This is a genomic window from Novosphingobium sp. BW1, assembly GCF_008107685.1.
Classification (GTDB): domain Bacteria; phylum Pseudomonadota; class Alphaproteobacteria; order Sphingomonadales; family Sphingomonadaceae; genus Novosphingobium.
Window position 1 is genome coordinate 149,264 of sequence record NZ_VIRF01000063.1, and the last position, 25,243, is coordinate 174,506.

The 25,243-nt window shown below is 65.1% G+C and carries 25 protein-coding genes, 1 tRNA gene and 1 pseudogene; 14 read left to right on the forward strand and 13 right to left on the reverse strand.

Going from position 1 to position 25,243, the window contains the following annotated elements; all coding sequences use genetic code 11:
- The first annotated feature begins 15 nt into the window (after nucleotides 1-15).
- Nucleotides 16-597 carry an SDR family NAD(P)-dependent oxidoreductase gene (locus FMM79_RS08350; protein ID WP_240339073.1) on the forward strand — a complete coding sequence of 194 codons (582 nt, stop codon included), beginning with the start codon at nucleotides 16-18 and terminating at the stop codon, nucleotides 595-597.
- Nucleotides 598-683: 86 nt separating this feature from the next.
- Here the strand turns inward: FMM79_RS08350 and FMM79_RS08355 are convergent, their stop codons facing one another.
- From FMM79_RS08355 to FMM79_RS08395, 9 genes are all read right to left on the reverse strand, one after another.
- Nucleotides 684-1,100 carry a DUF3035 domain-containing protein gene (locus tag FMM79_RS08355; protein ID WP_039392019.1) on the reverse strand — a complete coding sequence of 139 codons (417 nt, stop codon included), beginning with the start codon at nucleotides 1,098-1,100 and terminating at the stop codon, nucleotides 684-686.
- 4 nt (nucleotides 1,101-1,104) lie between these two features.
- Entirely contained in the window at nucleotides 1,105-1,614 is a 510-nt protein-coding gene (gene lspA, locus FMM79_RS08360) for a signal peptidase II (protein ID WP_148627139.1), read from the reverse strand.
- 5 nt (nucleotides 1,615-1,619) lie between these two features.
- Nucleotides 1,620-4,442 (reverse strand): isoleucine--tRNA ligase, encoded by a 2,823-nt coding sequence (ileS, locus tag FMM79_RS08365; RefSeq protein ID WP_148627037.1) that lies wholly within the window; start codon nucleotides 4,440-4,442, stop codon nucleotides 1,620-1,622.
- 75 nt (nucleotides 4,443-4,517) lie between these two features.
- The gene (locus tag FMM79_RS08370) at nucleotides 4,518-5,450 is read right to left on the reverse strand and encodes a bifunctional riboflavin kinase/FAD synthetase (protein ID WP_205466560.1); all 933 of its coding nucleotides are present in this window, start codon (nucleotides 5,448-5,450) and stop codon (nucleotides 4,518-4,520) included.
- Nucleotides 5,451-5,459: 9 nt separating this feature from the next.
- Nucleotides 5,460-5,942 (reverse strand): dihydrofolate reductase, encoded by a 483-nt coding sequence (locus FMM79_RS08375; protein ID WP_148627038.1) that lies wholly within the window; start codon nucleotides 5,940-5,942, stop codon nucleotides 5,460-5,462.
- Between the two features lie 8 nt (nucleotides 5,943-5,950).
- A complete protein-coding gene (locus tag FMM79_RS08380; RefSeq protein WP_148627039.1) occupies nucleotides 5,951-7,009 on the reverse strand; it encodes a 5-(carboxyamino)imidazole ribonucleotide synthase in 1,059 nt (352 codons plus the stop codon).
- A gap of 37 nt (nucleotides 7,010-7,046) precedes the next feature.
- Nucleotides 7,047-7,538 carry a 5-(carboxyamino)imidazole ribonucleotide mutase gene (purE, locus tag FMM79_RS08385; RefSeq protein WP_148627040.1) on the reverse strand — a complete coding sequence of 164 codons (492 nt, stop codon included), beginning with the start codon at nucleotides 7,536-7,538 and terminating at the stop codon, nucleotides 7,047-7,049.
- A gap of 1 nt (nucleotide 7,539) precedes the next feature.
- Nucleotides 7,540-8,232 (reverse strand): 2,3-diphosphoglycerate-dependent phosphoglycerate mutase, encoded by a 693-nt coding sequence (gene gpmA, locus FMM79_RS08390; RefSeq protein WP_148627041.1) that lies wholly within the window; start codon nucleotides 8,230-8,232, stop codon nucleotides 7,540-7,542.
- Nucleotides 8,233-8,319: 87 nt separating this feature from the next.
- Entirely contained in the window at nucleotides 8,320-8,565 is a 246-nt protein-coding gene (locus FMM79_RS08395) for a hypothetical protein (RefSeq protein WP_205466563.1), read from the reverse strand.
- A gap of 164 nt (nucleotides 8,566-8,729) precedes the next feature.
- Between FMM79_RS08395 and FMM79_RS08400 the strand changes: the two genes are divergently transcribed.
- The 5 genes from FMM79_RS08400 (at nucleotide 8,730) to FMM79_RS08420 (ending at nucleotide 14,010) form a co-directional block, all read left to right on the forward strand.
- Nucleotides 8,730-8,804: transfer RNA gene (locus FMM79_RS08400), tRNA-Thr, on the forward strand.
- Between the two features lie 205 nt (nucleotides 8,805-9,009).
- A complete protein-coding gene (locus FMM79_RS08405) occupies nucleotides 9,010-11,778 on the forward strand; it encodes a TonB-dependent receptor (protein WP_148627042.1) in 2,769 nt (922 codons plus the stop codon).
- 26 nt (nucleotides 11,779-11,804) lie between these two features.
- Nucleotides 11,805-12,884, forward strand: a complete 1,080-nt coding sequence (locus FMM79_RS08410; RefSeq protein WP_240339058.1) for a phytase — start codon at nucleotides 11,805-11,807, stop codon at nucleotides 12,882-12,884.
- A 66-nt stretch (nucleotides 12,885-12,950) separates the two neighbouring features.
- Nucleotides 12,951-13,574 (forward strand): lytic transglycosylase domain-containing protein, encoded by a 624-nt coding sequence (locus FMM79_RS08415; RefSeq protein ID WP_148627044.1) that lies wholly within the window; start codon nucleotides 12,951-12,953, stop codon nucleotides 13,572-13,574.
- 100 nt (nucleotides 13,575-13,674) lie between these two features.
- On the forward strand, nucleotides 13,675-14,010 hold the full coding sequence (locus FMM79_RS08420) for a DUF2322 family protein (RefSeq protein ID WP_148627045.1): 336 nt from the start codon (nucleotides 13,675-13,677) through the stop codon (nucleotides 14,008-14,010).
- Nucleotides 14,011-14,223: 213 nt separating this feature from the next.
- Here FMM79_RS08420 and FMM79_RS08425 read toward each other — a convergent pair whose 3' ends face one another.
- A complete protein-coding gene (locus FMM79_RS08425) occupies nucleotides 14,224-15,105 on the reverse strand; it encodes a UTP--glucose-1-phosphate uridylyltransferase (protein WP_148627046.1) in 882 nt (293 codons plus the stop codon).
- A gap of 142 nt (nucleotides 15,106-15,247) precedes the next feature.
- On the opposite strand from FMM79_RS08425, the gene murA reads away from it, so the two are divergent.
- Together murA and FMM79_RS08435 are read left to right on the forward strand one after the other, a co-directional pair.
- Complete coding sequence (gene murA / locus FMM79_RS08430; RefSeq protein ID WP_148627047.1) at nucleotides 15,248-16,531, forward strand: UDP-N-acetylglucosamine 1-carboxyvinyltransferase; 1,284 nt, start codon at nucleotides 15,248-15,250, stop codon at nucleotides 16,529-16,531.
- Between the two features lie 70 nt (nucleotides 16,532-16,601).
- Nucleotides 16,602-16,799, forward strand: coding sequence for a hypothetical protein (locus FMM79_RS08435; protein ID WP_148627048.1), 198 nt, complete (start codon nucleotides 16,602-16,604; stop codon nucleotides 16,797-16,799).
- Between the two features lie 266 nt (nucleotides 16,800-17,065).
- Here the strand turns inward: FMM79_RS08435 and FMM79_RS08440 are convergent, their stop codons facing one another.
- Nucleotides 17,066-17,320, reverse strand: a complete 255-nt coding sequence (locus FMM79_RS08440; protein WP_148627049.1) for a ribbon-helix-helix domain-containing protein — start codon at nucleotides 17,318-17,320, stop codon at nucleotides 17,066-17,068.
- Between the two features lie 123 nt (nucleotides 17,321-17,443).
- On the opposite strand from FMM79_RS08440, the pseudogene FMM79_RS22235 reads away from it, so the two are divergent.
- Together FMM79_RS22235 and FMM79_RS08445 are read left to right on the forward strand one after the other, a co-directional pair.
- Nucleotides 17,444-17,632, forward strand: a pseudogene (locus FMM79_RS22235) (LuxR C-terminal-related transcriptional regulator); the annotation flags it as partial.
- 73 nt (nucleotides 17,633-17,705) lie between these two features.
- Entirely contained in the window at nucleotides 17,706-18,218 is a 513-nt protein-coding gene (locus FMM79_RS08445) for a DUF4019 domain-containing protein (protein ID WP_240339059.1), read from the forward strand.
- Nucleotides 18,219-18,420: 202 nt separating this feature from the next.
- Here the strand turns inward: FMM79_RS08445 and phbB are convergent, their stop codons facing one another.
- Together phbB and FMM79_RS08455 are read right to left on the reverse strand one after the other, a co-directional pair.
- Entirely contained in the window at nucleotides 18,421-19,143 is a 723-nt protein-coding gene (gene phbB / locus FMM79_RS08450; protein ID WP_148627050.1) for an acetoacetyl-CoA reductase, read from the reverse strand.
- A gap of 189 nt (nucleotides 19,144-19,332) precedes the next feature.
- Nucleotides 19,333-20,160, reverse strand: coding sequence for a hypothetical protein (locus tag FMM79_RS08455; RefSeq protein WP_240339060.1), 828 nt, complete (start codon nucleotides 20,158-20,160; stop codon nucleotides 19,333-19,335).
- A 321-nt stretch (nucleotides 20,161-20,481) separates the two neighbouring features.
- Here FMM79_RS08455 and FMM79_RS08460 point away from each other — a divergent pair, with 321 nt between their 5' ends.
- The 4 genes from FMM79_RS08460 to holA all read left to right on the forward strand — a co-directional run bounded on the left by FMM79_RS08460 (nucleotide 20,482) and on the right by holA (nucleotide 25,152).
- Nucleotides 20,482-20,949, forward strand: coding sequence for a DUF3576 domain-containing protein (locus tag FMM79_RS08460; protein WP_148627051.1), 468 nt, complete (start codon nucleotides 20,482-20,484; stop codon nucleotides 20,947-20,949).
- Nucleotides 20,950-21,058: 109 nt separating this feature from the next.
- Nucleotides 21,059-23,584 (forward strand): leucine--tRNA ligase, encoded by a 2,526-nt coding sequence (leuS, locus tag FMM79_RS08465; RefSeq protein ID WP_148627052.1) that lies wholly within the window; start codon nucleotides 21,059-21,061, stop codon nucleotides 23,582-23,584.
- Nucleotides 23,581-24,090 (forward strand): LPS assembly lipoprotein LptE, encoded by a 510-nt coding sequence (gene lptE, locus FMM79_RS08470; RefSeq protein WP_148627053.1) that lies wholly within the window; start codon nucleotides 23,581-23,583, stop codon nucleotides 24,088-24,090. Before leuS ends, lptE begins: the two co-directional genes overlap by 4 nt.
- 6 nt (nucleotides 24,091-24,096) lie before the next feature.
- Nucleotides 24,097-25,152, forward strand: a complete 1,056-nt coding sequence (gene holA / locus FMM79_RS08475) for a DNA polymerase III subunit delta (RefSeq protein WP_148627054.1) — start codon at nucleotides 24,097-24,099, stop codon at nucleotides 25,150-25,152.
- The last annotated feature ends 91 nt before the right edge of the window (nucleotides 25,153-25,243 follow it).

Genomic DNA, 25,243 nt, shown 5'->3' on the forward strand with positions numbered 1-25,243 from the left:
GACGCAGGCGCAGCCATCGTCGTCGCCGATCTCAACGCCGATACGGCGGAAGGCGTCGCCAACGCGATTACCCGCCAGGGCGGCACGGCCAAGGTTTCCATAGGGGGCTTCTCCAAGTCCGAGGTCGTCGAGGCCACGCTGGCAAACACCCAGGAACTGGGCGGGCTTGACCCGCTTTTCAACAGCGCGGGGATCGCCGGGCCGACCGACCAGATCGGTGAGTATGATGTCGATGCCTGGCGCAAGGTCGTCGACATCAACCTCAACGGGACTTTCTACGGTCTGCACTACGGCATGCTGGCCATGATCGCGAACGGCAACGGGGCGATCGTCAACATGGCCTCGGCGCAAGGCAGGGTCGGTTCGATTAACGGCGTGGGCTACACGGCGACCAAGCACGTGGTCGTGGGCAAGGGCGTTCGCGTGAACGCCGTGGTGCCGGGGAACATCGATACACCGCGGCTGACGGGTCTCGACGAGGAGATGAGCGCAGGGCTCGTCGCGTTGCATCCGATAGGCCGTCTCGGCAAGGCCGAGGAAGTTGCCTCGCTGGTCCTGTTCCTGCTCGCTGATCGGGCGAGCTTCACCGCCTGTTGATGGCCTTCCTGCAGGTCATTGCTACATGAAAAAGGGCCAGGAGAGCATTGCTCTTCCGGCCCTTTTGGTAACTCTGGAAGCCTGGTTCAGCCGCCGACGGCGACCTGGGCTTCACGGCCGTCGCCTTCGGGGGCGGACAGGATCGAGCGGGTCACCTGGCCCTTGGCGACCGTGTAGGTGTCGGGATCGCCCACGGTCGAGCGGATGCCCGGCTCGGCCTTGCCGGCCATGGCGAGCGTGGCCGTTTCTACGTCGCTGCGGGCTTGCGGGCCGCCGAACAGCGCATCGAGGGTCTGCTCCTGAAGCGCGCCGTCAGAGGGGCGCGGTTCACCCTGCTTTGGCGGCTGCAGCGAGAAATCGGGCGGCACGACCAGCGGCGTCTGACGCTGGACGGCGAACTCGTCCGGGCGCGCGCGGTTGAACAGGCCGCTGCTGCCACAAGCCGAGAGCAGGAATGCACCGCTCGTGACAAGGATCAGGGCGCCGGTCTTCTTAACGAACATCAAATCAACTCTCCGGAGCGGGGCTGGCTGTGGTTTCGGGCTTGTCGCGCGAAAGGAGCGTGCGAGCAAGGATAATCAGGACGCCCAGGGTAATCGCGGCGTCGGCGATGTTGAAGACCAGGAACGGCCTCCATTCGCCGAAATGCAGGTCGGCGAAGTCGACCACGTAGCCGAAGCTGAAGCGGTCGCGGATGTTGCCGAGCGCGCCGCCCAGGACCAGGCCGAGGGCACCGATCTCGGGCAGCTTGCGCTCGCGCAGGAGCCACACGAAGACGAACAGCGCAATCGCCGCGGTCATCGCCACCAGCGCCCAGCGCCCTTCGGGCGAGCCCGCGGTGAAGAGGCCGAGCGAAACGCCGAAGTTCTGCGTGAAGCGCAGCGCGAAGAACGGCAGGATTTCCTGCACCTCGCCCACCCGGTCGATGCCGAGCGGGCCCGTGACCCAGGACTTCACGCCCTGGTCCACAAGGAACACAAGGGCTGCGGCCAGAAGGCCGAGCAGGCGCTTGCGCATGAGGGTCACGCGGCGGTCTCCGGCGTGCCCACCACGTCTTCGCAGCGTTCGCACAGCTCGCCGTCGTCCGAAACTTCGGGAAGCAGGCGCCAGCAACGGCCGCACTTGTGGTGGGAGGTTTTGGTGACGGTCACCTCCTCGCCTTGCCCGCGCGAAACTGTCGCGGTGATGAACAGCGCGGCAAGGTCAGCGTCCGAGAAGCCCGCGGGCACAGCGCTGGCGGGCACGGTGACTTCGGCCTCGAGGCTGGAGCGGACGGTCTTCTCGCGGCGCAGCGGCTCGATGGCTTCTGTGACCTTTTCGCGCAGGGCGCGCAGCGCCGCCCAGGTGTCTTTGTCGGCCTTGGGGGCGGGGACTTGCGGCCATTCCAGAAGGTGAACGCTGCCGCCCTCGGGATAGCGCGAGGTCCACACTTCCTCGGCCGTGAACACGGTGACAGGGGCCGCGTAGCGCACCAGCGCGTGGAACAGCGTGTCGAGCGCGGTGCGGTAGGCGCGGCGTTCCAGGCTGGCCGGATCGTCGCAGTAGAGACGGTCCTTGCGGATGTCGAAGAAGAAGGCCGAGAGGTCTTCGTTGCAGAAGTCGAGGAGGCGCCGCACGTAGCTGTTGAAGTCGTAGTCGGCGACGGCCTGCTTCAGGTCCGCGTCGAGATCGGCCAGCAATGCGAGCATGTAGCGTTCGAGTTCGGGCATGTCGGCCAAGTCCACGCGCTCATCCTCGGCGAAATCGCTGAGGGCGCCGAGCATGTAGCGGAAGGTGTTACGCAGGCGGCGGTATTGGTCGCCCACACCCTTCAGGATCTCGTCGCCGATGCGGTGGTCCTCGGTGTAGTCGACCGAGAGCGCCCAGAGGCGGATGATGTCCGCGCCGCTGGTCTCCATGACCTTGATCGGGCTGATCGTGTTGCCCAGCGACTTCGACATCTTGAAGCCCTTGGCGTCCATCGTGAAGCCATGGGTGAGCACGGCCTTGTAGGGCGCATGGCCGCGCGTGGCGCAAGCTTCCAGAAGCGAGGACTGGAACCAGCCACGGTGCTGGTCGGAGCCTTCGAGGTAGAGGTCGGCGTGCGGACCTTCGTAGCCTTCGGGGCGCAACAGTTCGGGCCACTTGCCCGATTCCAGGACAAAAGCGTGAGTCGAACCGGAATCGAACCAGACATCGAGAATGTCGACGACGCGTTCGTAATCCTCGGCCTTGTAGGCCTCTCCCAAGTATTCCTGCGCGCGTTCATCCGACCAGGCATCTACGCCGCTTTCGCGGATGGCCGCGACGATGCGCGCGTTGACGGCCTCGTCGACGAGGTATTCGCCGGTCTTGCGGTCGACGAAGAGCGTGATCGGCACGCCCCAGGCGCGCTGGCGCGAGAGCACCCAGTCGGGACGGCCCTGGACCATCGCGCCAATGCGGTTGCGGCCCTTGGCGGGCACGAAGCGCGTGTGGGCTAGGGCCATCTCGGCGGTTTCGCGCAGGGTCATGCCATCGGGCATGCCCGAGGTGGCAGACGGCGTGTCCATCGGCACGAACCACTGCGGGGTGCAGCGGTAGATGACCTTGGCCTTCGAGCGCCACGAGTGCGGGTAGGAGTGGCTGTAGTCGGCCGAGGCCGAAAGCAGCGCACCGGCTTCCCTGAGGTCCGAACAGATCGGGCCGTCGGGCGCGGTGAACTTGGGGTTGATGACTGAGGCCGAGCGTTCGTCGGTGCGCGGCAGCCACAGCCAGTCTTCGCGGTAGCGGCCATCGGCCTCGACCACGAACTTGGGGTTGAGGCCGTTGGCCTTGCACAGGTCGAAGTCGTCCTCGCCGTGGTCGGGGGCGAGGTGGACAAGGCCAGTGCCTGAATCGGTGGTGACGAAATCGCCCGCCAGCATCGGACGCAGTTCGGCGTAGAAGCCGCCAAGGTGATGCATCGGGTGGCGCACCTTGGTGCCTTCGAGGCCCGCGCCCTTCATGAAGAAGTGCAGGTCGTGTGTTTCATGGCCCAGGCGCTTGACGAAGGCGTCGACCAGCGGCTCGGCAATGAGGTAGCGCCGGCCATCGGCCTCGATCAGGTGGTAATCGATGTGGGAGCCGTAGGCGAGCGCCTGGTTGACGGGGATCGTCCAGGGCGTGGTTGTCCAGATCACCGCGTAGGCGCCGATGAGGTCGGGGTCCTGCGATTCGACAATCTCGAAAGCGACATCGATCTGGGTCGAGACGATGTCCTCGTACTCGACCTCGGCCTCGGCCAGCGCGGTCTTTTCGACCGGCGACCACATGACCGGCTTGGCACCGCGGTAGAGCATGTTGCTCTGGGCAAACTTCAGGAGTTCGGTGACGATGGTGGCCTCGGCGTCGAAGTCCATCGTCAGGTAGGGCTGGTCCCAGTTGCCGCCCACGCCCAGGCGTTTCAACTGCTCACGCTGGGTATCGACCCACTGCCGCGCGTAGGCGCGGCATTCGGCGCGGAATTCCTCGGCGGGAACCTCGTCCTTGTTCTTCTTCTTCTTGCGGTACGCCTCTTCCACCTTCCACTCGATCGGAAGGCCGTGGCAGTCCCAGCCCGGCACGTAAGGCGCATCTTTGCCCAGCAGCGTCTGCGTGCGCACGACCATGTCCTTGAGGATGTGGTTGAGCGCATGACCGATGTGCATGTCGCCATTGGCGTAGGGCGGGCCGTCGTGGAGGATGAACTTCTCGCGGCCCGCGCGCGCGGCGCGAACCTGATCGTAAATCCGCTCGTTTTCCCAACGCGCAAGAATACCGGGCTCCTTCTGGGCGAGGCCGGCCTTCATGGGGAAATCGGTCTTCGGCAGGAAGACGGTGTCTTTGTAGTCGCGTTGTTCAGTCATGACCGGCCGCCACTAGAGCAATTGCGCGGTTCTTGGAAGGGAGGAAGAGTCCATGACTGGACTCTCTTTTGCCGATCAGGTCAGGGGAGCGAGAAGTTCGCGTGCCCGGACGCAGTCGCGCCCGATCTGAGTCATCATTTCCTCGATCGAGGCGAACTTTGCCTCGGGGCGGATGAAGTGGTGGAATTCCACCTCGATGACGAGGTCGTACATGTCCTCCGACACGTCGAAGAAATGAGGCTCGAGCAGCTCGACAGGCGGCTGGATCGTGGGGCGGATGCCCAGGTTGGCGGCGCCCGCAATCCGGCGTCCGTCCGGGAAATGGCCGATCACCGCATAGATGCCGTAGTGCGGGCGCAGGTAGCTCGCCATGTCGATGTTGGCGGTGGGAAAGCCCATCTGCCGTCCAAACTTGTTGCCGTGTTGGACGGGGCCGCGTACCGCGAAGGGGCGAGTGAGAAGGCGCGCGGCGGCCTCGCAGTCGCCCGCGATAAGCGCCTCGCGCACGCGACTCGACGAGATAGGTCCATACTGGTCGTGAACCGCAGGCACAGTCCGGTTGGTGACGCCGAATCGCGCTCCGATTTCGCGCAGCACATCCGGATTGCCCCCACGGCCCTTGCCGAAGGTGAAATCCTCGCCAGTGACGACGCCGGCAACGCTGAGCTGGCGGTGGAGGACTTCCTCGATCCATTCGGCGGCGGTCATGCTCGCCATCAACCGGTCGAAGTGGAGCACCAGCATGGCATCGGCCCCGGCCGCGCCGAACAGGTCCTCGCGCTGGTCCAGGGTGGTCAGCCGGAAGGGGGGCGCATCGGGCTGGAACAGGCGCACCGGGTGCGGATCGAAGGTCGCCACGATGACGGGGCGGCCCTCGGCGCGCGCCCAGCGGATCGCTTCGCCGACGACGGCCTGGTGGCCCTGGTGGAAACCATCGAAGTTGCCCAGCGCGACAATGGCGCCATGGAGCGAATCGGGGACGGGTACGCGGTTGTCGAGGCGAATCATGTCTGGCGGCTATAGGTTGCGCTGGAGGGTCACGAAAGCGTGAGGTGGAAAATTGCCGTTTGCCGGATGTTCCTCGCGCGCGGTTTCGCGCCAGGTGTCGTCCAGGATCGGGAAATGCGTGTCGCCGACGTAGTCTTCGTGAATCTCGGTCAGCTCGATGCGGTGGGCGTGCTCAAGGAACAGCGCGTAGATCTCGGCCCCGCCGATGATCGCGACTTCGCACTCACCGGCCTGTTCCAGCGCGGCGTGTACGGTGTGGACCACTTCGGCGCCCTCGGCCTGCCAGTCGGCATCGCGGGTGAGCACGATGTGGCGGCGTCCGGGGAGGGGCGAGGGGAAGCTCTCGAAGGTCTTGCGCCCCATGATCATGGGCTTGCCCATGGTCAGCGCCTTGAAGCGCTTGAGGTCGGCAGGAAGGCGCCAGGGCAGCTGTCCGTCGAGGCCGATCACGCCGTTCGCCGCGCGGGCGGTGATGAGGAAGATATCCTGCACCGCGTGGCTCAGTCGAAGGTCAGGCGAGTGACGTGGCCCATCTTGCGGCCCGGGCGCACATCGCCCTTGCCGTAGAGGTGCAGGTGGTTGGCCGGGTCCTTGAGGATTTCGGCCCAGTCGTTCGCGGCCTCGCCGATGAGATTGCGCATTTCCACAGCGTCCGCGGCCAGTTCGGTGCTGCCCAGCGGCAGGCCACAGATCGCGCGGATGTGGTTTTCGAACTGGCAGGTGACCGCGCCCTCGATGGTCCAATGACCGGAGTTGTGCACGCGCGGGGCCATCTCGTTGAAGACGGGGCCCGCCTCGGTCGCAAAGAATTCCAGCGTCAGGACACCGACATAGTCGAGCGCGTCGGCGACCTTGGCGGCAAGCTCGCGCGCGGCCGGAACCTGCGCGGTGATCGCGGCGGGCGCGGGTACGGTGCTGAGCGCGAGGATGCCGTCCTCGTGGCGGTTGTGCGCGGAATCGAAATAGCGGATTTCCCCGTCCTGCCCACGGCACAGGATTACCGAGAACTCGGCCGAGAAGTGGACGAAGCCCTCGTAGATCAGCGGCTGGTCGGGCAGGTCGAGGCCCTCGGCGTCTTCGGGCGACATGATCCGCCACTGGCCCTTGCCGTCATAGCCGTCGCGACGGGTCTTGAGGATGCCGGGCGTGCCGATCTTGGCGATGGCGGCGCGCAGGTCCTCGGGCGAATCGACGGGCGCGAAGGGGGCAGGGGCGCCGCCCAGTTCGGTGACGAAGGTCTTCTCGTTCAGGCGATCCTGCGCGGTTTCCAGCGCGCGAGGGTGCGGGAAGACCGGCACCTCGCCCAGCGCGGCGAGCGGGGCGACCGGCACGTTCTCGAACTCGTAAGTCACCACCGCGCAGTCCGCCGCGAAGGCCGACAGGCCCGCCGCATAGTCGAACGCGGCCTGGGTGTGCGCGGCGCTGACCTCGGCGGCGACCGAGTGGTCCTCGGGCGCGTAGATATGGCAGCGGTAGCCAAGCCGCGCGGCGGCCATCGCGAGCATCCGGCCAAGCTGGCCGCCACCAAGGATTCCGATGGTTTCGCCGGGAGCAATCATGCGCTGTCGTATCTGCCTGTTTGTTGGGTCGCTTGGGTCAGTCGGACGTCGGGCGCTCGGCGACGCTCTGCGTCTGCTTTGCGCGGAAGGCCTTGAGCCGCTCGGCGAGGCCCTCGTCCGAGGTCGAGAGGATCGAGGCGGCGAGGAGCCCGGCATTGGCCGCGCCCGCCTCGCCGATGGCTAGCGTGCCGACCGGGATCCCTGCGGGCATCTGCACGATCGAGAGCAGGCTGTCCTGGCCCGAGAGCGCCCGGCTCTGGACTGGAACGCCCAGCACCGGCAGGTGCGTCATCGAGGCGACCATGCCCGGCAGGTGGGCGGCACCGCCTGCACCTGCGATCACGACCTTGAAGCCGTCCTCTTCCGCGCTCTTGGCGAAGTCGACAAGGCGGTCCGGCGTGCGGTGGGCCGAGACGATGCGGGCATCGTAGGCGACCTCGAGCGTATCCAGCATGTCGGCGGCGCGCTGCATCGTCGGCCAGTCCGACTGGCTGCCCATGATGATGGCGACGCGGGGGCTCTCGCTCATCTTAGCGCTCCGAGAGGTAGTAGCGGTCGAGAACCGCAAGGTCGGTGTCGAGATCGTAGACGATCGGCTGGCCGGTCGGGATCTCGAGGCCGGTGATCTCTTCGTCGGAGATGCCCGAGAGGTGCTTGACCAGCGCGCGCAGCGAGTTGCCGTGCGCCGAGACGATCACGCAGGCGTCCGCGCTCGTCTTGAGGTGCGGCACGATGCTGCTCTTGTAGTAGGGCAGGACGCGCGCGATGGTGTCCTTGAGGCTCTCGGTCTGGGGCACGTCGATCCCGGCGTAGCGCGGGTCGGAAGCCAGATCGAATTCGCTGCCGCGTTCGAGCACCGGCGGGGGCGTGTCGAAGCTGCGGCGCCAGATCTTGACCTGGTCCTCGCCGTGCTTCTCAGCGGTCTCGGCCTTGTTGAGGCCGGTGAGGCCGCCGTAGTGACGCTCGTTCAGGCGCCAGTCCTTGGTTTCCGGAACCCACAGGATGCCCGCGGCTTCCAGCGCATAGTGCAGCGTCTTGATCGCGCGCGTCTGGAGCGAGGTGAACGCCACTGTGGGCAGCATGCCCTTGTCCTTGAGCAGACGCCCGGCCGCGCGCGCTTCCTCTTCCCCCTTCTCGGTAAGATCGACATCCCACCAGCCGGTGAAGCGGTTTTCAAGATTCCACTGGCTCTGGCCGTGGCGGACAAGGATCAGACGGGGCAAGGCAGGTATCCTTTGCTGGTATCGTCGCCCCGGTGGCATCCGGCTGATGCACCGTGCGGGCAAGGCTACGGGTCTTGGCGCAAGCCCCTAGCTTTCCGGGGGCGGTTTGGGAAGCCTGCGTGATTCGTCTCCGGCGCGCGGTGAGAGCGAGTCGCTTGCCGATTCGCTGTCGGATCCGGCCGATTCGGACGCGGTGGTGGCGCGGGCCTGCGCCTTGCGGCGTCGCAGGTTCTCACGCAGCTTGGCCGCGAGACGTTCCTCGCGGGTCAGGTTCTTCCCCCCGGAAACCGCAGACTTGTCGGGCTTGGCAGAGGATTTGTCGGGACCGCTCATGGCCTGTGCAATGGCCCTGCTCACGAGAAAGTGCAAGCAGCGCTTGACAATCCATTCCGGCACGACCAATAGCGCCCCCCTGTCCTCGGGACGCTTCACTTCCCCCGCGAAGAGAAGTCGATTTTCCAGGACGGCGCTTTGAAATTTTCAGCGCCCGGTTCGGCGCTGCTGTAGCTCAGTGGTAGAGCGCACCCTTGGTAAGGGTGAGGTCGGGAGTTCAATCCTCCCCAGCAGCACCATTCCTCCTTTTTCCAGAGATATCCATATGTCGCATTGCAGCATCTGCGATGCGTCTTTTTCCTGCCTGTTCCCGTGGGTTGCTGTCATGCGAGCGTGTCGCACCTGTCATGGAACTGACAGAATAACAGCATTTGCCTGTCATATTGCGCACCTAGGGGGCCCTTCAAACACGTTTGATCAGGGTACACAGGGGCTCTCTTCCTTATGAAAAATTCCGTCCGCATTCTTGCAGGGCTGCTCGCCACCGCCGCCTTTCCGGTCATGGCTCACGCTGGCGAGGTCGCCGGTCACGTCGCGGATGCCACGGGCACCCGCGCGCTGCAGTCGGCAAGCGTGCGCATCGTCGAGCTCAACCGCATCGTCGAGACGAGCCGCGATGGCAGCTACATCTTCGGCGACGTTCCCGCCGGGGACTACACCCTTGAGGTGACCTACGTCGGCGCGATCGTCGAGACCAAGTCCGTCTCGGTCCCCACCACCGGCCGTGTCGAGGGCAACTTCGCGCTTGCCGGCATCGGCGGCGAGGCGATCCTGGTTGTCGGTCAGACCGCGAACCTGGCAAGTTCGCTCTCGCGTCAGAAGGCGGCGGACGGTGTCTCCTCGGTGCTGACGCGCGATGCCATCGGCCAGTTCCCCGACCAGAATGTCGCGGAATCGCTGCGCCGCCTGCCGGGTGTCAACATCCTCAACGACCAGGGCGAAGGCCGCTACGTTTCGGTTCGTGGCCTGGCTCCCGATCTCAACGCGACCTCGCTCAACGGCGTGCGCGTGCCCGCGCCCGAATCCGATTCGCGCGGCGTCGCGCTCGACGTGGTCTCCTCCGACCTTATCGAATCGGTCACCATCAAGAAGTCGCTGACCCCCGACATGGACGCCGACACCATCGGCGCCTCGATCGAGATCAAGACCACCAGCGCCTTCGATCTCAAGAAGCCGACCTTCACCGTCACCGCCGAGGGCAGCTACAACGACTACGCCGACACGGTGACCCCGAAGGGCGCGTTCAGCTTCTCGGCGCCGGTCGGTGACAGCTTTGGCGTCTCGGGCGGCATCAGCTACTACGAGCGCAAGTTCGAGACCGACAACGTCGAGTCCGATTTCTGGGACGAGGCCGACGGCGAGGCCTTCAGCCCGACGGTGGAATACCGCGATTACGACGTGAAGCGTAAGCGCCTCAACGCCAACCTTAACTTCGACTGGCGCGCGTCGGACACCACCACCGCTTACATCAAGGGCGTGTGGAGCCAGTTCGACGACCACGAATACCGCAACCGCACCACCTTCGACTTCGGCGAGGATCCGAGCGCCTTTGGTGCGAACGGCCCCAGCTTCAGCGACGAAGACGGCGAGATCACCGTCGAGCGCGACCTCAAGGACCGTTTCGAACGCCAGCGCATCCGCACCGTCGCGCTGGGCAGCGACACCGACACCGGCACCTGGAAGTTCAACTGGGTTGCCAGCTGGTCGAAGTCCACCGAACTGGAGAACAACTCGGTCGACCCGATCCGCTTCAAGCGCGATTTCGAGGGCGATGGCCTGACCATCGACTGGGATTACTCGGACCGCCGCGTGCCGACCTACACCGCCTCGAGCGGCGCGGCGCTGCTCAACGATCCGGACTCCTACGAGTTCGACAAGATCGACCACACCACTCTCTCGGACAGCCAGGACGAGGAATGGGCGATCAAGGCCGACCTTGCGCGCACCTTCGCGATGGGCACCGGCGACCTGACCTTGCAGGCGGGCGGCAAGGCGCGCTGGCGCACGAAGTCCTATGACTTCAATGTCACCACCTACAAGGACGGCGACATTCCCTACACGATGGAAGGCTGGACGGGCGAGCAGACCTACCGCCTCGCCGACATCGACCTCGGGCCGGTCAGCTACAAGGGCGCGGGCAAGGACTTCCTCGCGCAGTACGGCGACACGCTGGAAATCGACACTTACGGCTCGGCCTACGATTCGGCGGTCAGCGATTACCGCGTGAAGGAAGACATCTACGCCGGTTACGCGCTTGCCCGTTGGGACTCGAGCGACCTGCGCGTGGTGGGCGGCGTGCGCATGGAGCACACGAAGAACACGCTTGAAGGCAGCACCGTCACGGACGATGAGGACAACTTCGAGCTGCCGCCTGTCGAAGCCCTGCGTTACAAGCGCAGCTACACCGACTGGCTGCCCAGCCTGACCGTGCGCTACTCGCCGCAAGACAACATCGTGGCGCGCATCGCCGGCTCGAAGAGCCTCGTGCGGCCCAAGTTCTCCGAGTTGGCCCCGCGCAACATCGTCAACGAGGACAACGAGGCCGAGTTCGGCAACCCCGATCTGCAGCCCTTCATGTCGTGGAACTTCGATGCGGGCGTGGAGTACTACTTCTCCTCGAACGGCGCGCTGACCTTCAACGGCTTCTACAAGTCGATCGACAACTACACCTACACGCAGACCTTCGACGACTACACCTATGAGGGCCGCACCTACGACGAGTTCCGCACCGCGCTCAACGGCGAGACCGCCGAGATCGTGGGCTTCGAGGCCAGCTACAGCCAGGCGTTCTCGATGCTGCCCGCGCCCTTCGACGGCCTGCTGACCCAGGTGAACTACACCTACACCCACTCGAAGGGCGAGCTGGCCGATGGGCGTTCAATCTCGCTGCCGAGCACTTCGAAGAACACCTTCAACGCGGTGCTGGGCTACCAGAAGGGCCCGCTCAACCTGCGCTTCTCGGGCACCTACCGCGATCGCTACCTCGACGAGGTGGGCGACGACGTGACCGAAGACCGCTACGTCGACAACCACTTCCAGCTCGACTTCTCGGGCAAGGTGCGTGTCACCGAGAACGTGCGCCTCACGCTCGACGTCATCAACATCAACAACGCCAAGTACTTCGCCTACCAGAACCTCGCTGGCTCGCAGCGTCTGCTGCAGTTCGAAAAGTATGGTCCCACGGTGAAGTTCGGTGCACGGGTGAACTTCTGATGAAAATACCTTTCACGACTCTCCGAATGATCGTGAAGCAGGGGTCGGGCGCATTGCTCCCGGCCCTTCTGCTTGGCGCCTGCGCGACCACCTCCGAGGAACCGGCCGTGCGGCTACCCGCCGTCGAGGTGCCTGCGAGTGGTGAGACGAAGCCGGTGGGCACCGTCAACGACGATGCCGCCGATGATCCGGCCATCTGGCGCAACCGGGCCGATCCTTCGGCGAGCCTGGTGCTGGGCACGGACAAGAAGGCGGGTCTTTACGTCTATGGCTTGGACGGCGAGGTGCGCGATTTTGCCGCTGCGGGCCGTCTCAACAACGTGGACCTGCGCGAAGTGACTCTGGCCAGCGGGCAGACGGCGGTGCTGGTCGCGGCAAGTGACCGGGGCGATGAAGCCGAGCCGCGCATCGCGCTGTTCTGGCTCGACACGGCCACGGGCAAGCTTCGCGACCTGGGTACGCAGAGCTTCCTTGCATCGGGGCACCGCGCGATGGAGGCCTATGGCTTTTGCATGGGCGCGCCGTTGGGCGAGGGGGAACTGGCCCGCGCTTACGTCGTGATGAAGGACGGGACCGTGGCCGAGAGCGCGCTCACCGAGGCGAATGGCGCCATCCGGGCGGCCTTCACGCGCGAAATCAAGGTCGGGACGCAGGCCGAGGGCTGCGTGATCGACGATGCCACCCAGACGCTCTACCTCGCCGAGGAGGACGTCGGGATCTGGCAGGTCGACCTAGGGGCTGCCATGCTCGTGCCCGAAGCGCTGGCCAAGGTCGGGGCGCAGGACGGTCTTGTCGACGATGTCGAGGGCCTCGCGCTGGCGCGCAGCGAGGATGGCAGGGCCTGGCTTCTGGCCTCCAGCCAGGGCGACAGCGCCTATGCGGTCTTCACGCTGCCGGGCGGCGCCAACGCTGGACGCTTCCGCATCAATGGCGGCGATCTTGGCGGTACCAGCGAGACCGACGGGATCGAAGTCGCCCTGGGTGATTTCGGACCCCAGTATCCGGGCGGCGTGTTCATGGCGCAGGACGGCGACAACGCGCCCCATGCCCAGAACTTCAAGCTGGTGGCGTGGGACGCCATTCGTGCGGCCCTGAAGCTCGACTGACGGCGCGCGGCGGGTGGGCTGCAAACAGCCTGTCCGCCGACGCGTTCCTGAAGTAAGGATGGCGGGATGAAACACGGGTGGGCACCGCATCGCGCCAAGCGATTCGCACTGGTGGCAGGCGCCGCCAGCCTTGCTGTGTTCGCCTCGTTTCCCGCGCAGGCCGACGTGCTCGAAATCGGGCAGTCGGGCGCACAGTGGGTGGCAGGTGGCCCGCAGCCGAACGCCGAACCGGAACTGGCCCTGGACGAGGACGCGCTCGCCATCGACCAGGCTTCGCTCACACAGGCGCTCGATGCGGCCGGGCCTGAACGCTGGCGCGCGCATGTCGCGCAGCTGGCCGCCAAGTACGACATCAGCCCGGCGCTTCTGGAAGCCGTGATCTGGCAGGAAAGCCGCTGGAACGAGGGCGCCCGCTCGCACGCGGGTGCGCGAGGGCTTGCCCAACTCATGCCCGGGACCGCGCAGCAGATGGGCGTGGATGCCGACAACCCGCAGGCGAACCTGGAGGGCGGTGCGCGCTACCTGCGCGAACAGCTCGACACCTTCGGCGGCGATATTGAGAAGGCGCTTGCGGCCTACAACGCAGGGCCCCGACGAGTGGCGCAGGCGGGCGGCATCCCCCGCATTCGCGAAACGCAGGCCTACGTTGCCGCGATCATGGGGCGCCTCGCCGATCCGGTCCGCAAGTAATCGTCTGGCGCGAAGGGGCCCGGCAAGGATGGTCGGCAGGGCAGGGTACTGCTACGGGCGCGGCCTTGAACCCTGATGAATTCTTGCGGAAAGGCCGCCGATGATTACCCCCACCGACACCTTCAAGGACAACCTTGCCCAGCTTCCCTCAATCGAGGGTGTGGAACGCATCGACTTCGTCGACGGGACCGGCGCGGTGCTCGACACGATCCCCAACGCGCCGGGCAAGAAGGGCTCGCTGGCGCTCTACCAGTACCTCCAGCAGGAATTCGGCACGCTTGATGCCAAGGCCGCCGACCATGGTCTCGCCATCTTTGCCGAGATGGTCGAGGACGCGCGGGCCAATCCGGGCGCGCACCCTAACATCGATCGCCTCGTGGCCATCGTCAACGGCGCCGCGCCGCTTGGTATCGAGGTGATTCCGGCTTCGGAGTGAGGCGAAGAAAGGACGTTCCTTTTCAGGGGGCATCGCCCCTTGACCCTGAAATTGGCAACCTCGCCTTTCTCAGCCAGCTTGGCGCGCGAAAGGTGAGGCAGCCAGTGGGGGCGCCCGAGGGCGATGGCCCTCGGATTTCTCTTTCTGCTAGCTCAAAAAAGGGGCGCTGTTCGTGTGAACAGCGCCCCTTTTTTGCAGCAATATCCGGGTCAATCAGCCCAGGATGCGCTTGGCCATCGCGCGCACGTCCTCGCCCATGTCCTCGCGGTCTAGGGCTATCGAGAGCGTGGCTTCGACGAAGCCCAGCTTCGAGCCGCAGTCGAAGCGTTGGCCCTCGAAGGTGACGGCGTGGAAGGGCTGGGTGTCGATCAGCTTGGCCATCGAGTCGGTCAGCTGGATCTCGCCGCCCGCACCCTTGTCCTGGCTGGCGAGCAGGCCCATGACTTCGGGCTGGAGGATGTAGCGGCCCGAAACGATCTTGTTGGAGGGCGCGTCTTCTACCTTCGGCTTCTCGACGAGGCCCTTCACTTCGGTCAGCTTTCCATTCACTGCACCGGGCTTGATAACGCCGTAGCTGGAGACCTCGTTCTCGGGCACTTCGAGCACCGAGACCAGGTTGCCGCCGACTTCGTTGTAGGCCTCAACCATCTGGGCCATGCAGCCCGGCGAGCCGTACATGAGTTCGTCGGGCAAGAAGATCGCGAAGGGTTCATCGCCGGTGACGGCGCGGGCGCACCAGACCGCATGGCCCAGGCCCAGAGGCACCTGCTGGCGCACGGTGACGAGGTTGCCGGGCTTCATGCGCGTGGGCTCGAGCGGTTCCAGCGACTTGCCACGACCTGTCATCGTGGCTTCGAGTTCATAGGCTGTATCGAAGTGCTCGACAATCGCTGTTTTGCCGCGACCAGTCACGAACACGAATTCCTCGATCCCGGCTTCGCGTGCTTCGTCCACCGCATATTGAATAAGCGGACGATCAACGACTGGGAGAAGCTCTTTCGGTATGGCTTTAGTTGCGGGGAGGAAGCGGGTTCCAAGTCCGGCCACCGGGAATACGGCTTTGCGGACAGGCTTTCTGAAGTTGTTGGCAGTCATGGACCTCGCAGTACCCTTTAGATGTTGCAATGCAATTAAAGCGCTTTCGACGCTGCAGTGCAACCAAGCCCTTCCACAAACACACTGGCTTGCCAATGGTTGCGCGCTTGCTGGCGCGGCAAATCCCGCTAAATGGGAGGGAATGGACAAGATCGTTATTCACGGCGGCAAACGCCTTTCCGGCACTATTCCCGTTTCCGGCGCAAAGAACGCGGCGCTCACGCTGCTGCCCTGCGCGCTGCTGACCGAGGAGCCGCTGACGCTGCGCAATCTGCCGCGACTTGCGGACATCGACGGCTTCCAGCACCTTATGAATCAGTTCGGCATCTCGACGGCCATCGCGGGCTCGCGGCCGGAGGACTTCGGCCGCGTGATGACCCTGCAGGCCACCCGCATCACCAGCACGGTGGCGCCCTACGATCTGGTGCGCAAGATGCGCGCCTCGATCCTGGTGCTGGGCCCCATGCTCGCGCGCATGGGCGAGGCGACCGTTTCGCTGCCTGGTGGCTGCGCCATCGGCAACCGCCCGATCGACCTGCATTTGAAGGCGCTCGAGGCGCTGGGTGCGCAGATCGAGATGGCGGCGGGTTACGTGAAGGCGATTGCGCCCGATGGCGGCCTTCCCGGCGGACGCTTCTCGTTTCCGGTGGTCTCGGTCGGCGCGACCGAGAACGCGCTGATGGCCGCGGTCCTGTGCAAGGGCAAGTCGACCCTTCACAACGCCGCGCGCGAGCCGGAAATCGTTGACCTGTGCAACCTGCTCACCGCGATGGGCGCCCGGATCGAGGGCATCGGCACGTCGGATCTCACCATCCATGGCGTGCCGCGCCTGCACGGGGCGACCTACATGGTCATGCCGGACCGCATCGAGGCGGGGTCCTATGCCTGCGCCGCAGCGATCACGGGCGGCGAGGTCCTCCTCAAGGGCGCGCGGATCGAGGACATGGAAGCTACCGTGCAGGCGCTGCGCGATACGGGCGTGCTCGTCGAGCCGCGCGAGGATGGCCTTTACGTCGCGGCCAATGGCCCCTTGCGTCCGGTCACGCTCTCGACCGCGCCGTTCCCCGGCTTTGCCACGGACATGCAGGCCCAGCTCATGGCGCTCTTGTGCAAGGCGGAAGGCTCCAGCGTTCTTACCGAGACGATTTTCGAGAACCGCTACATGCACGTGCCCGAGCTCAACCGCATGAGCGCGCATATCGAGACCAAGGGCCGCACCGCCGTCGTCCATGGCGTCGATACGCTGACCGGCGCGGAGGTCATGGCGACGGACCTGCGCGCCTCGATGAGTCTTGTCATCGCGGGGCTTGCTGCCGAGGGTGAGACCCAGGTGCACCGCCTCTACCACCTCGACCGCGGCTACGAGCGTCTGGAAGAAAAACTTGCGCTGCTCGGCGCGCAGATCGAACGTATCGGCGCCGATTGAGGAACCGTATGGGCCCCTTGTGCATTCTCCCTTCAAACGCCCGCAAGGGCGCCTGAGAGGAGATTGGACAATGGGCCTTATGCGAATGGCCGCGCTCGGTGCGGCAGGCTACGCGTTCTACAAGTACACGCAGAAGGACAAGGGCGACACGCCCAAGGTTCGCGATGCGGGTGCGGCCAACATGGAAACCACGCCCAAGACGTGGTCCAAGACCGACGAAGCTCTCGACGAGACCTTCCCGGCCAGCGACGCGGTCGCCAACTACTGACAACGCAGTTGCATGTCCCTGATGCAGCGTACCCGAGGGGCGGGGCCGAAAGGCTTTCCGCCCCTTTCCCGTTGGGGCGTCGCAAGCCTGGGTGGCTGGGACGAAGAAGATAGCAGGACGTCAGAATTCAAGGGGCCATCGCCCGTTGACCCCAAAACGGGCCAGTCCACATTTCTCAGCCAGGGTGGCGCGCGAAAGGCAAGCTAGACGGGGTGGGGAGCCCGACGTCGATGGCCTCGGAATTATTTTCGAATTGCAGTGCCACCTTAATCTTCAAGCGGGGTCACGGAACCTGCAAAGCGTAGCATCAACCAGACCCGGATCGCGCTCGCAAGGCCGGGAGGGACTTCAGCTTGTGCACGTTCGAGGTCGATGCGCGCGACAAGCGCGTTGATCGGCACGCGTTCTTCCTCGGCGGCCGAGACGAGCGCGTCCCAGAACACCGGCTCCAAGCTGATCGAGGTCTTGTGTCCGGCGATTTCCACCGAGCGTTTGACGGGTGGGTGAAAGGGGGAGGCCATCCCCATGCAATAGGGGCACGCCCCCGGGCCGCCTACGATTTTTTTGGGGTGCCGTGCATGTGGGGCGCTCTCTAGGTTTCGCCGAGCAAGTGATAGCACGGAAGCGTGGAGAGGGATGGGATCATGGCAGAAGGGGATCTTCAGGACGGCTACGCGGCGCTGACCGAGCGGGAGAAGGAAACGCTGCGGCTGATGGCGCGCGGGCACGACGCCAAGTCCCTGGCACGCCACTTCGAACTGTCGGTCCACACGATCCGCGAGCGCCTGCGCAACGCGCGGCGCAAGATGGCGGTATCGAGCAGCCGCGAAGCCGCCCGTATGGTCTTGGATCCCGAGGAAGGGCGGGGAGCGGACTCGCCCCCCCCAGTCGCAAGGGGACACGGAAATGGGGGCTGCGTCCCGCCCGGATCGCACGGCAGACCGGGAGGAGCCGAACCGCGCTTCGAAGACCCGGCTCCTTCTGGTCTGGGCGCTCGGTGGAGTCCTTGCCGTGTCGCTTGCTCTTGTTGCTGCTCTCCTGATGCAGAGCCCTTCCTCTTCGCTCCCGTCCGCACCCGATGTACAAGGCGTCGAGAGCGCATCTGTGGATTCCGCGCGCGCTTGGCTACGCCTTGTCGACGAAGGAGAATGGAAGAGAAGCTGGTCCGAAACCGGAGAGGCCTTCCAGGCCCAGAACACGGCCGCGCGCTGGGCAAGCCTGGCCGCGCAGGTGCGCCCGCCGCTTGGTGATATCGTTACCCGGCGTCTGTTGGGCGAACAGGCCGTGCCCGGCCCGCCGAGCGCGCTCAAGGTGGTCAAGTTCCAGAGCGAATTCGCCCACAAGGCGAACGTGATCGAGACCGTCTCGCTCAGCTTGGCAGGGGGACGCTGGAAGGTGGTCGGCTACTGGATGTCCTGACCTCAAGTCGGAAAAAGGAAGATTTCCGAGGGTCCTCGCCCTCAGGCTCCCCAACCTGTCCAGCGCACCTTCCGTGCGCACCCTTCGTCGAGAAAGGTGAGGTCGCCCGTTTTGGGGGCAAGGGGCGATGGCCACTTGAAGCAGGACGTCGTGTCCTGATGGGGGGCCTGGAAGGTAGGTCCGTCCAGGCTGCCCCCTTATTTTAGTACATGTGCTGGCCGCCGTTGATCGACAGCGTCGAGCCGGTCACGAACTCGGCGTTTTCCGAGCACAGGAAGGCGACGCCGCGGGCGATCTCGTAGGCGTGGCCGAGGCGTCCGACCGGGATCTTCGCGACGATCTTTTCCAGTACCGGTGCGGGCACGGCTGCGACCATGTCGGTGTCGATGTAGCCCGGTGCAATCGCGTTGACGGTAACGCCGTACTTGGCACCTTCCTGGGCCAGCGCCTTGGTGAAGCCATGGATGCCCGACTTGGCTGCGGCGTAGTTGACCTGGCCGTACTGGCCGGCCTGGCCGTTGATCGAGCCGATGTTGACGATGCGGCCCCACCTGCGCTCGCGCATGCCCGGGAAGGTGGCCTTGGCCATGTTGAAGCACCCACCGAGGTTGATGCGCATCACCTCGTTCCAGTCCTCGAAGCTCATTTTGTGGAGCACGCCGTCGCGGGTGATACCTGCGTTGTTGACGACGATGTCGACCGGACCGACTTCCTCGGCGACCTTTGCCACGCCTTCCAGCGTCGCTTCGTGGTCGCCCACGTCCCACTTGTAGGCCGGAATTCCCGTCTTGTCGGTAAAGGCCTTGGCTTTTTCATCGTTGCCTGCGTAACTCGCAACAACCTTGTGGCCCCTGTCCTGCAGAGCCAGGGAAATAGCCTCTCCGATACCGCGGGTGCCGCCAGTAACAATCGCAACGCGTGCCATATTCAGCCTTTCGCTTTCGTGTGCATCCACGAAGCACATTGCTAAGAAAGGAATATGAATGCGGCAAGCTCAGTGTGGCGATATTTGCATTCGTCCTGGCGAATTGATGGTGCGACAAGTGCAACTGCGCTTGCGTGCCTGCGAATTATAGGCGGCTAGAGACCGCATTTCAACAATTTAGCAATAGTGTCAGAAGCTGAACTGGGTTCCGACATAAACCGCCTGGCTGTCCTGACGCCCATCGGTGAGCGGCTGCAGGCGTTCCCGGTCCTGCGAATAACGCACGCCCGCCGTCACGTTGAGGTTCTTGGCTACGCGGTACGCGCCGCCCAGGTCCACCTCGCCCTCGATCCCCGCGAACGTGCGCGGGGCACGCCCCGCCGCGCGCTTTTCGTCAATCGAGATGCGGGGGGTGAAGCGCGATTCCTTTTCCTCCTTGGTGCCCGGCGTCAGGCTGTAGGACTGGAGGTCGGGGAGGGCGGCTACGGAGCGCTTCTCCGAAGGCTTGACGAGTTCCTGTGCAAAGTTCTGGTATCCGCGCGACGTACCCAGGCTGAACGAGCTGGCGGCGATTTGCGGGTTGGCGGCCGCGCGCGGGCTTTCCGCCTTGGGCGCCTCGTAGCGCCCGCGCACGATGATCGCCTTGGCCGCAACCGGATCGTCGCGCACGACTACCAGCACCGAGCGTTCGGGGCGATGCGGCGTGCCGGCCGGAGTAAAGGCAAATTCGCCACCCTTGGCGAGCGAGCGCATGGCGACGGCGCGCGAGAGCGTTTCGCTGGTGGCCTGCGATTCCAACGAGTTCAGGCTTTCGCGTTGCGGATCTTCGCCATGGAACGACGCGGAAAAGGCCATGACCGCGCTGGGCAGCGCGAGCAGGCCGACTGATCCCGCCAGCAGGGCACCTGCCCGCACACCGCCGCGCGAAGCGGCCGGAGCTTCTGTCGGGGGGGCAGGGGTCTGCGCGGTCACGTCGAGGCACTCCCTTGGGATGGCCAGCGTACTGGCCTTGGTCATTGCGTTTTGCTCTGGCACGCTTCTTCTTAACACAGTCTGGCCCGGAAGGGGAAATGGTGATCGCAACGGCGTGGCTCAAGAGGGAGTCCGAGGACGAGGGCCGGCCACCATTCATCGGGGGTTTACCGGCCAGCAGCTCTACAGGGCGCCAGATCCAGGCCCGCTCACGGCCTGGGCTGTCCCGCTTGCGGCAGCATCAAAGGCAAGGGCGCTCTTGCTCCGAGGCAATGGCGGTTATAGAGGCAATGCAACATGTCGGGGACCGCAGGGGCAACCTCTGGGCCGATCCCTGCCGACACAGATCAGGAACCGGGAAGTAAAATGACAGGCAGCACTGAATTCGGCCTTTTCGCCCCGCGCAAGACGATGACCGCCGCGGTATGCGTGGCCGCAGCCCTCGCGCTGGCCGGCTGTGGCGGCAAGAAGAATGACGTGTCGGGCGCGCTGGCGCCTTCGCATGTCACCACCATCGGCGTGAACAGCTACCTGTGGCGCGCGAGCCTCGATTCGCTCTCGTTCATGCCGCTGGTTCAGTCCGATAGCAATGGCGGCGTGATCATCACCGACTGGTACGTGAACCCGGACAAGCCGAGCGAGCGCGTGAAGGTATCGGTGACGATCCTCGACCAGGACCTGCGCGCCGATGCGCTGCGTGTCTCGGCCGCGCGTCAGGTCCGCCAGGGCGATGGCTGGGTCGGTGCGCCGGTTCAGGCCGCGACCGTTCAGAAGCTGGAAAACGTGATCCTGACCCGTGCGCGCGACCTGCGCCGCGATTCGGTCGGCGGCTGATCCGGCCCTACGCCGGCCCAAGCCGACTTTCGAAAGGTCCCCTGCGAGGGGGCCTCCACCATAAAAGAACGCAAGGGCCGCAAGGGTCCTTGCAGGAGACCAGACTGAAATGACCGAGCGGTTCGACCCGGCGCAGGCGGATGTCCGCTGGCAGGCAGCGTGGGACGAAGCCCAGTGCTTCAAGGCGGACGACACCTCGACGAAGCCGCGCAGCTACGTCCTGGAGATGTTCCCCTATCCTTCGGGCCGCATCCATATCGGTCACGTGCGCAACTACACGATGGGCGACGTCCTTGCGCGTTACAAGCGCATGCGCGGCCATGAGGTGCTCCACCCGATGGGCTGGGACGCGTTTGGCATGCCGGCTGAGAACGCGGCTATGGAAAAGGGCGTCCATCCGGGCGGCTGGACGCGCGACAACATCGCCAACATGAAGGCGCAATTGAAGCGCCTGGGCTTCGCGCTCGACTGGTCGCGCGAGCTTGCCACCTGCGAGCCCGAATATTACGGCCACGAGCAGGCGCTGTTCCTCGACATGTATGCGCACGGCCTTGTCTACCGCAAGGAATCCGCAGTGAACTGGGACCCGGTCGACATGACCGTGCTCGCCAACGAGCAGGTCATCGACGGGCGCGGCTGGCGCTCGGGCGCGCTGGTCGAGAAGCGCAAGCTCAACCAGTGGTTCCTCAAGATCACCGACTTTGCCGACGAACTGCTCGAGGGGCTTGGCAGCCTCGACAAGTGGCCCGAGAAGGTCCGCACGATGCAGGAGAACTGGATCGGCAAGAGCCAGGGCCTGCAGTTTCGCTTCGACCTTTCGGACGGCGGCCTGGTCGAAGTCTATTCGACCCGGCCCGACACCATCTTTGGCGCCAGCTTCGTCGCGGTCGCGGCCGATCACCCGATCGCGCAGGGCGTGGCCAGAGACAACACCGCGGCGCAGGAATTCATCGCCGAGTGCAAGCGCGGCGGCACCACCGCAGCCGAGTTGGAAACCGCCGAGAAGCTGGGCTTCGACACCGGGATCACCGCGAAACACCCCTTCACCGGGGCAGAGCTTCCGGTGTTCATCGCCAACTTCGTGCTGATGGACTACGGCACCGGCGCGGTCATGGCTGTTCCGGGCCACGACCAGCGCGACTTCGAGTTCGCCACCAAGTACGAACTGCCAATCCTGCGCGTCGTCGCGGCCAATGCCGAGGACGCCGACACGCCCTTCTCGGGCGAAGCGGAAGCCGGCGACGGCATTCTTGTCCACTCCGACTTCCTTAACGGCATGAGCGTGGCCGAGGCCAAGGCCGAGGTCATTCGCCGTGCCCAGGACGGAGGCTGGGGCGAAGGCAAGACGGTGTGGCGCCTGCGCGACTGGGGCATCTCGCGCCAGCGCTACTGGGGTACGCCCATCCCGTTCATCCATTGCGAGGTCTGCGGCGTGGTGCCGGTGCCCAAGAAGCACCTGCCCGTCACGCTCCCCGAGGACGTCGATTTCCAGACGCCGGGCAACCCGCTCGAACGCCATCCGACCTGGAAGCATGTCGACTGCCCGCAGTGCGGCCATGCGGCGCGGCGCGAGACCGACACGCTCGACACCTTTGCCGATTCTTCGTGGTATTTCCTGCGTTTTGCCAGCCAGCCCGGCGACAAGCCTTTCGACAAGGAAGCTATCGCGAAGTGGCTCCCGGTCGAGCAGTACATCGGCGGCATCGAGCACGCGATCCTGCACCTGCTCTACGCCCGTTTCTGGACCCGCGCGCTCGCGCGCATCGGCCTTGTTGATGTGAAGGAGCCGTTCGCCAGCCTGTTCACGCAGGGCATGGTCACGCACGAGGTCTATTCGCGCAAGGAAGGCGGGCGCGATGTGTTCTTCGCGCCGTCCGAGGTCGATGTGGGGCAGGACGGGGACAAGCGCGTCGCCACCTTGAAGGCCGATGGCTCGACCATCGAGGTCGGCAAGGTCATCAAGATGTCCAAGTCGAAGAAGAACGTGGTCGACCCTGACGAGATCGTCGCGACGTACGGCGCCGACGCGATTCGCTGGTTCATGCTGTCCGACAGCCCGCCCGAGCGCGACCTGCCCTGGTCGGAAGCCGGGATCGAGGGCTGCGCGCGCTTCGTGCAGCGTCTGTGGCGGCTCTTTGCCCAGTTCGACGCTGGCGCTGAAGGGGCCGACAAGACGCTCGACCGCAAGCTGCACCAGACCATCGCGGCGGTGGCTGACGACATCGAATCGCTCGGCTTCAACAAGGCCGTCGCGCGCATTTACGAGCTGACCGGCGCGGTCGAGAAGGCCAAGCCTTCGGCAAGCCGCTCGACCGCTATCCGTGAACTCCTGCTGCTCATCGCTCCGATGATGCCGCATCTGGCCGAGGAAGCCTACGCTACCTTCGGCAAGGGCCTCGTCGCCGAAGCGCTCTGGCCCGAAGTCGACCCGGCGCTTCTGGTCGAGGACGAGGTGACCATCGCGGTTCAGGTCAAGGGCAAGCTGCGCGATACGCTGACGGTGGCCAAGGGGGCGTCGAAGGACGACCTCGAGGCGCTTGCGCTTGCCAGCGAGAAGGTCCAGCGTGCGATCGATGGCGCTGAAATTCGCAAGGTGATCGTCGTGCCCGACCGTCTGGTCAATATCGTCGCGTGAGGACTCTTCGCGCCTTTGCCGCCGCGCTTGCGCTGGCCGTTCCGCTGGCCGGATGTGGCCTCTCGCCGATGTATGCGGGCGGCGGCAGCGGGGAGGTCGCGCGCGGCCTTTCCGACATCCAGGTCGCCGCGATAGAGGGGCGTGCGGGCTGGCTCTTGCGCAACGCGCTGATCGACAAGATGGGCGAGCCGCCGGCGGGCACCACGCCGCGCTACCGGCTCGACGTGCGCCTCGATGACCAGCTCGAAGGCTTTGGTCTCCTTTCGGACGACACCATCGGGCGCGAGCGGCGTACCTTGCGCGCGCGCTTCCAGCTGGTCGACACGGCTAGCGACGAGATCGTCGTCGACGCGACTGCGGGCTCGGATGCGGGCATCGACGTGGTCTCCTCCGACTACGCCACCATCGCGGCCGAGCAGCGCGCTTTGGAGAACCTGGCCAAGGACGTCGCCGACCGCATCGTAACCAATCTCGCGCTGCGCCTGCGCGACGATGCACGTCCGTAAGGTCCCGTGAAGGCCACTCAGAAGGACTTCGCCTCGGTTGCGGCCCGGGTCGCGCGTGAGGCCCGCCTGTTCTTCTTGTGCGGGCCTGACGAATCGGGCGCGAGCGATGCGGCCGCGAAGCTCATCTCGCTCCTGGACGATCCGGGCGAACGTATCGAGATGAGCGGGGCGGAGCTTCGCCGCGATCCGGTGCGCCTGGGCGATGAGGCCCGCTCGACCTCCCTGTTCGGCGGCACCCGGCATATCTACGTACGCGCGCAAGGCGACGAGGCGCACGATGCGGTCAAGACCCTGATTGAGAATGAGGTCGAGGGTTGCCCGGTCCTGATCGTGGCGACCGGCGCAACCGACAAGTCGCGTACGGCCAAGCTGCTGGCAGGGCGCGGCGATGCGCTGGTGGGCATGTTCTACCCGCCCGATCTTTCCTCGGTGACCACTACGGTGCGCACGCTGGCCAACGGGGCTGGGCTCAAGATGGGGAGCGAGGTCGCGCAGCGCATTGCGCGCGCGGCGGGGCTCGATACGCGTCTTGCGCGCTCCGAGGTCGAGAAGCTGGCGCTCTATCTCGATGCCGTGCCCGAGGCTCCGCAGGCGGTGACGATGGAGGCTCTCGATGCGATTGGCGCCTCGACCGAGGACGATGCCTTCGGTCCACTCGTCGACACGATCTTGGGCGGCAAGCGGGAGCTGCTTGCCTCCGAACTCAAACGCATGCACGACCTGCAGATCAATCCGGTGGGGCTGTTGCTGGCGTTGGAGCGGCGTGTGGCCCAACTCGCCGCACTCAATGCGCAACTGGGGGCGAACGGTGATGTGGGGGTTCTGCTCGAATCCGAGGCCAAGGCGCGCCGCGTGTTCTGGAAAGACAAACCGGCCCTTGCGCAGCAATTGCGAGTCTGGCGCGGTCCGCGTCTTGACCGTCTCGTGTCGCGTCTTGTTGCGCTGCACCAAAATCTCCTGTCCAATAGTCAGGATTCAGAGCTTTTGTTGGCCGATGGTCTCGTGCGAATTGCCCGAATGGCGATAGGATCTACAAAGCAACGCGTAAGCAGAACCACTTAAGGTTTTTCGATTGCTACTTGGAGGCCATGGGGACTATACGTATTGCGTTGCAGCATTACCGTCTTCGAACTAACGCAGGGGGGCAGGGCAA

Coding starts and splice junctions, on each gene's coding strand:
- FMM79_RS08460 (WP_148627051.1), top strand. CDS start 20,482: ATGACAGGCAGCACTGAATTCGGCCTTTTCGCCCCGCGCAAGACGATG.
- murA (WP_148627047.1), top strand. CDS start 15,248: ATGGACAAGATCGTTATTCACGGCGGCAAACGCCTTTCCGGCACTATT.
- purE (WP_148627040.1), bottom strand. CDS start 7,538: ATGAGCGAGAGCCCCCGCGTCGCCATCATCATGGGCAGCCAGTCGGAC.
- leuS (WP_148627052.1), top strand. CDS start 21,059: ATGACCGAGCGGTTCGACCCGGCGCAGGCGGATGTCCGCTGGCAGGCA.
- FMM79_RS08445 (WP_240339059.1), top strand. CDS start 17,706: ATGGGGGCTGCGTCCCGCCCGGATCGCACGGCAGACCGGGAGGAGCCG.
- FMM79_RS08405 (WP_148627042.1), top strand. CDS start 9,010: ATGAAAAATTCCGTCCGCATTCTTGCAGGGCTGCTCGCCACCGCCGCC.
- FMM79_RS08410 (WP_240339058.1), top strand. CDS start 11,805: ATGATCGTGAAGCAGGGGTCGGGCGCATTGCTCCCGGCCCTTCTGCTT.
- lspA (WP_148627139.1), bottom strand. CDS start 1,614: ATGCGCAAGCGCCTGCTCGGCCTTCTGGCCGCAGCCCTTGTGTTCCTT.
- FMM79_RS08355 (WP_039392019.1), bottom strand. CDS start 1,100: ATGTTCGTTAAGAAGACCGGCGCCCTGATCCTTGTCACGAGCGGTGCA.
- FMM79_RS08380 (WP_148627039.1), bottom strand. CDS start 7,009: ATGATTGCTCCCGGCGAAACCATCGGAATCCTTGGTGGCGGCCAGCTT.
- FMM79_RS08440 (WP_148627049.1), bottom strand. CDS start 17,320: ATGGCCTCCCCCTTTCACCCACCCGTCAAACGCTCGGTGGAAATCGCC.
- FMM79_RS08370 (WP_205466560.1), bottom strand. CDS start 5,450: ATGATTCGCCTCGACAACCGCGTACCCGTCCCCGATTCGCTCCATGGC.
- phbB (WP_148627050.1), bottom strand. CDS start 19,143: ATGGCACGCGTTGCGATTGTTACTGGCGGCACCCGCGGTATCGGAGAG.
- FMM79_RS08420 (WP_148627045.1), top strand. CDS start 13,675: ATGATTACCCCCACCGACACCTTCAAGGACAACCTTGCCCAGCTTCCC.
- FMM79_RS08415 (WP_148627044.1), top strand. CDS start 12,951: ATGAAACACGGGTGGGCACCGCATCGCGCCAAGCGATTCGCACTGGTG.
- FMM79_RS08455 (WP_240339060.1), bottom strand. CDS start 20,160: ATGACCAAGGCCAGTACGCTGGCCATCCCAAGGGAGTGCCTCGACGTG.
- FMM79_RS08425 (WP_148627046.1), bottom strand. CDS start 15,105: ATGACTGCCAACAACTTCAGAAAGCCTGTCCGCAAAGCCGTATTCCCG.
- FMM79_RS08395 (WP_205466563.1), bottom strand. CDS start 8,565: ATGAGCGGTCCCGACAAATCCTCTGCCAAGCCCGACAAGTCTGCGGTT.
- ileS (WP_148627037.1), bottom strand. CDS start 4,442: ATGACTGAACAACGCGACTACAAAGACACCGTCTTCCTGCCGAAGACC.
- FMM79_RS08435 (WP_148627048.1), top strand. CDS start 16,602: ATGGGCCTTATGCGAATGGCCGCGCTCGGTGCGGCAGGCTACGCGTTC.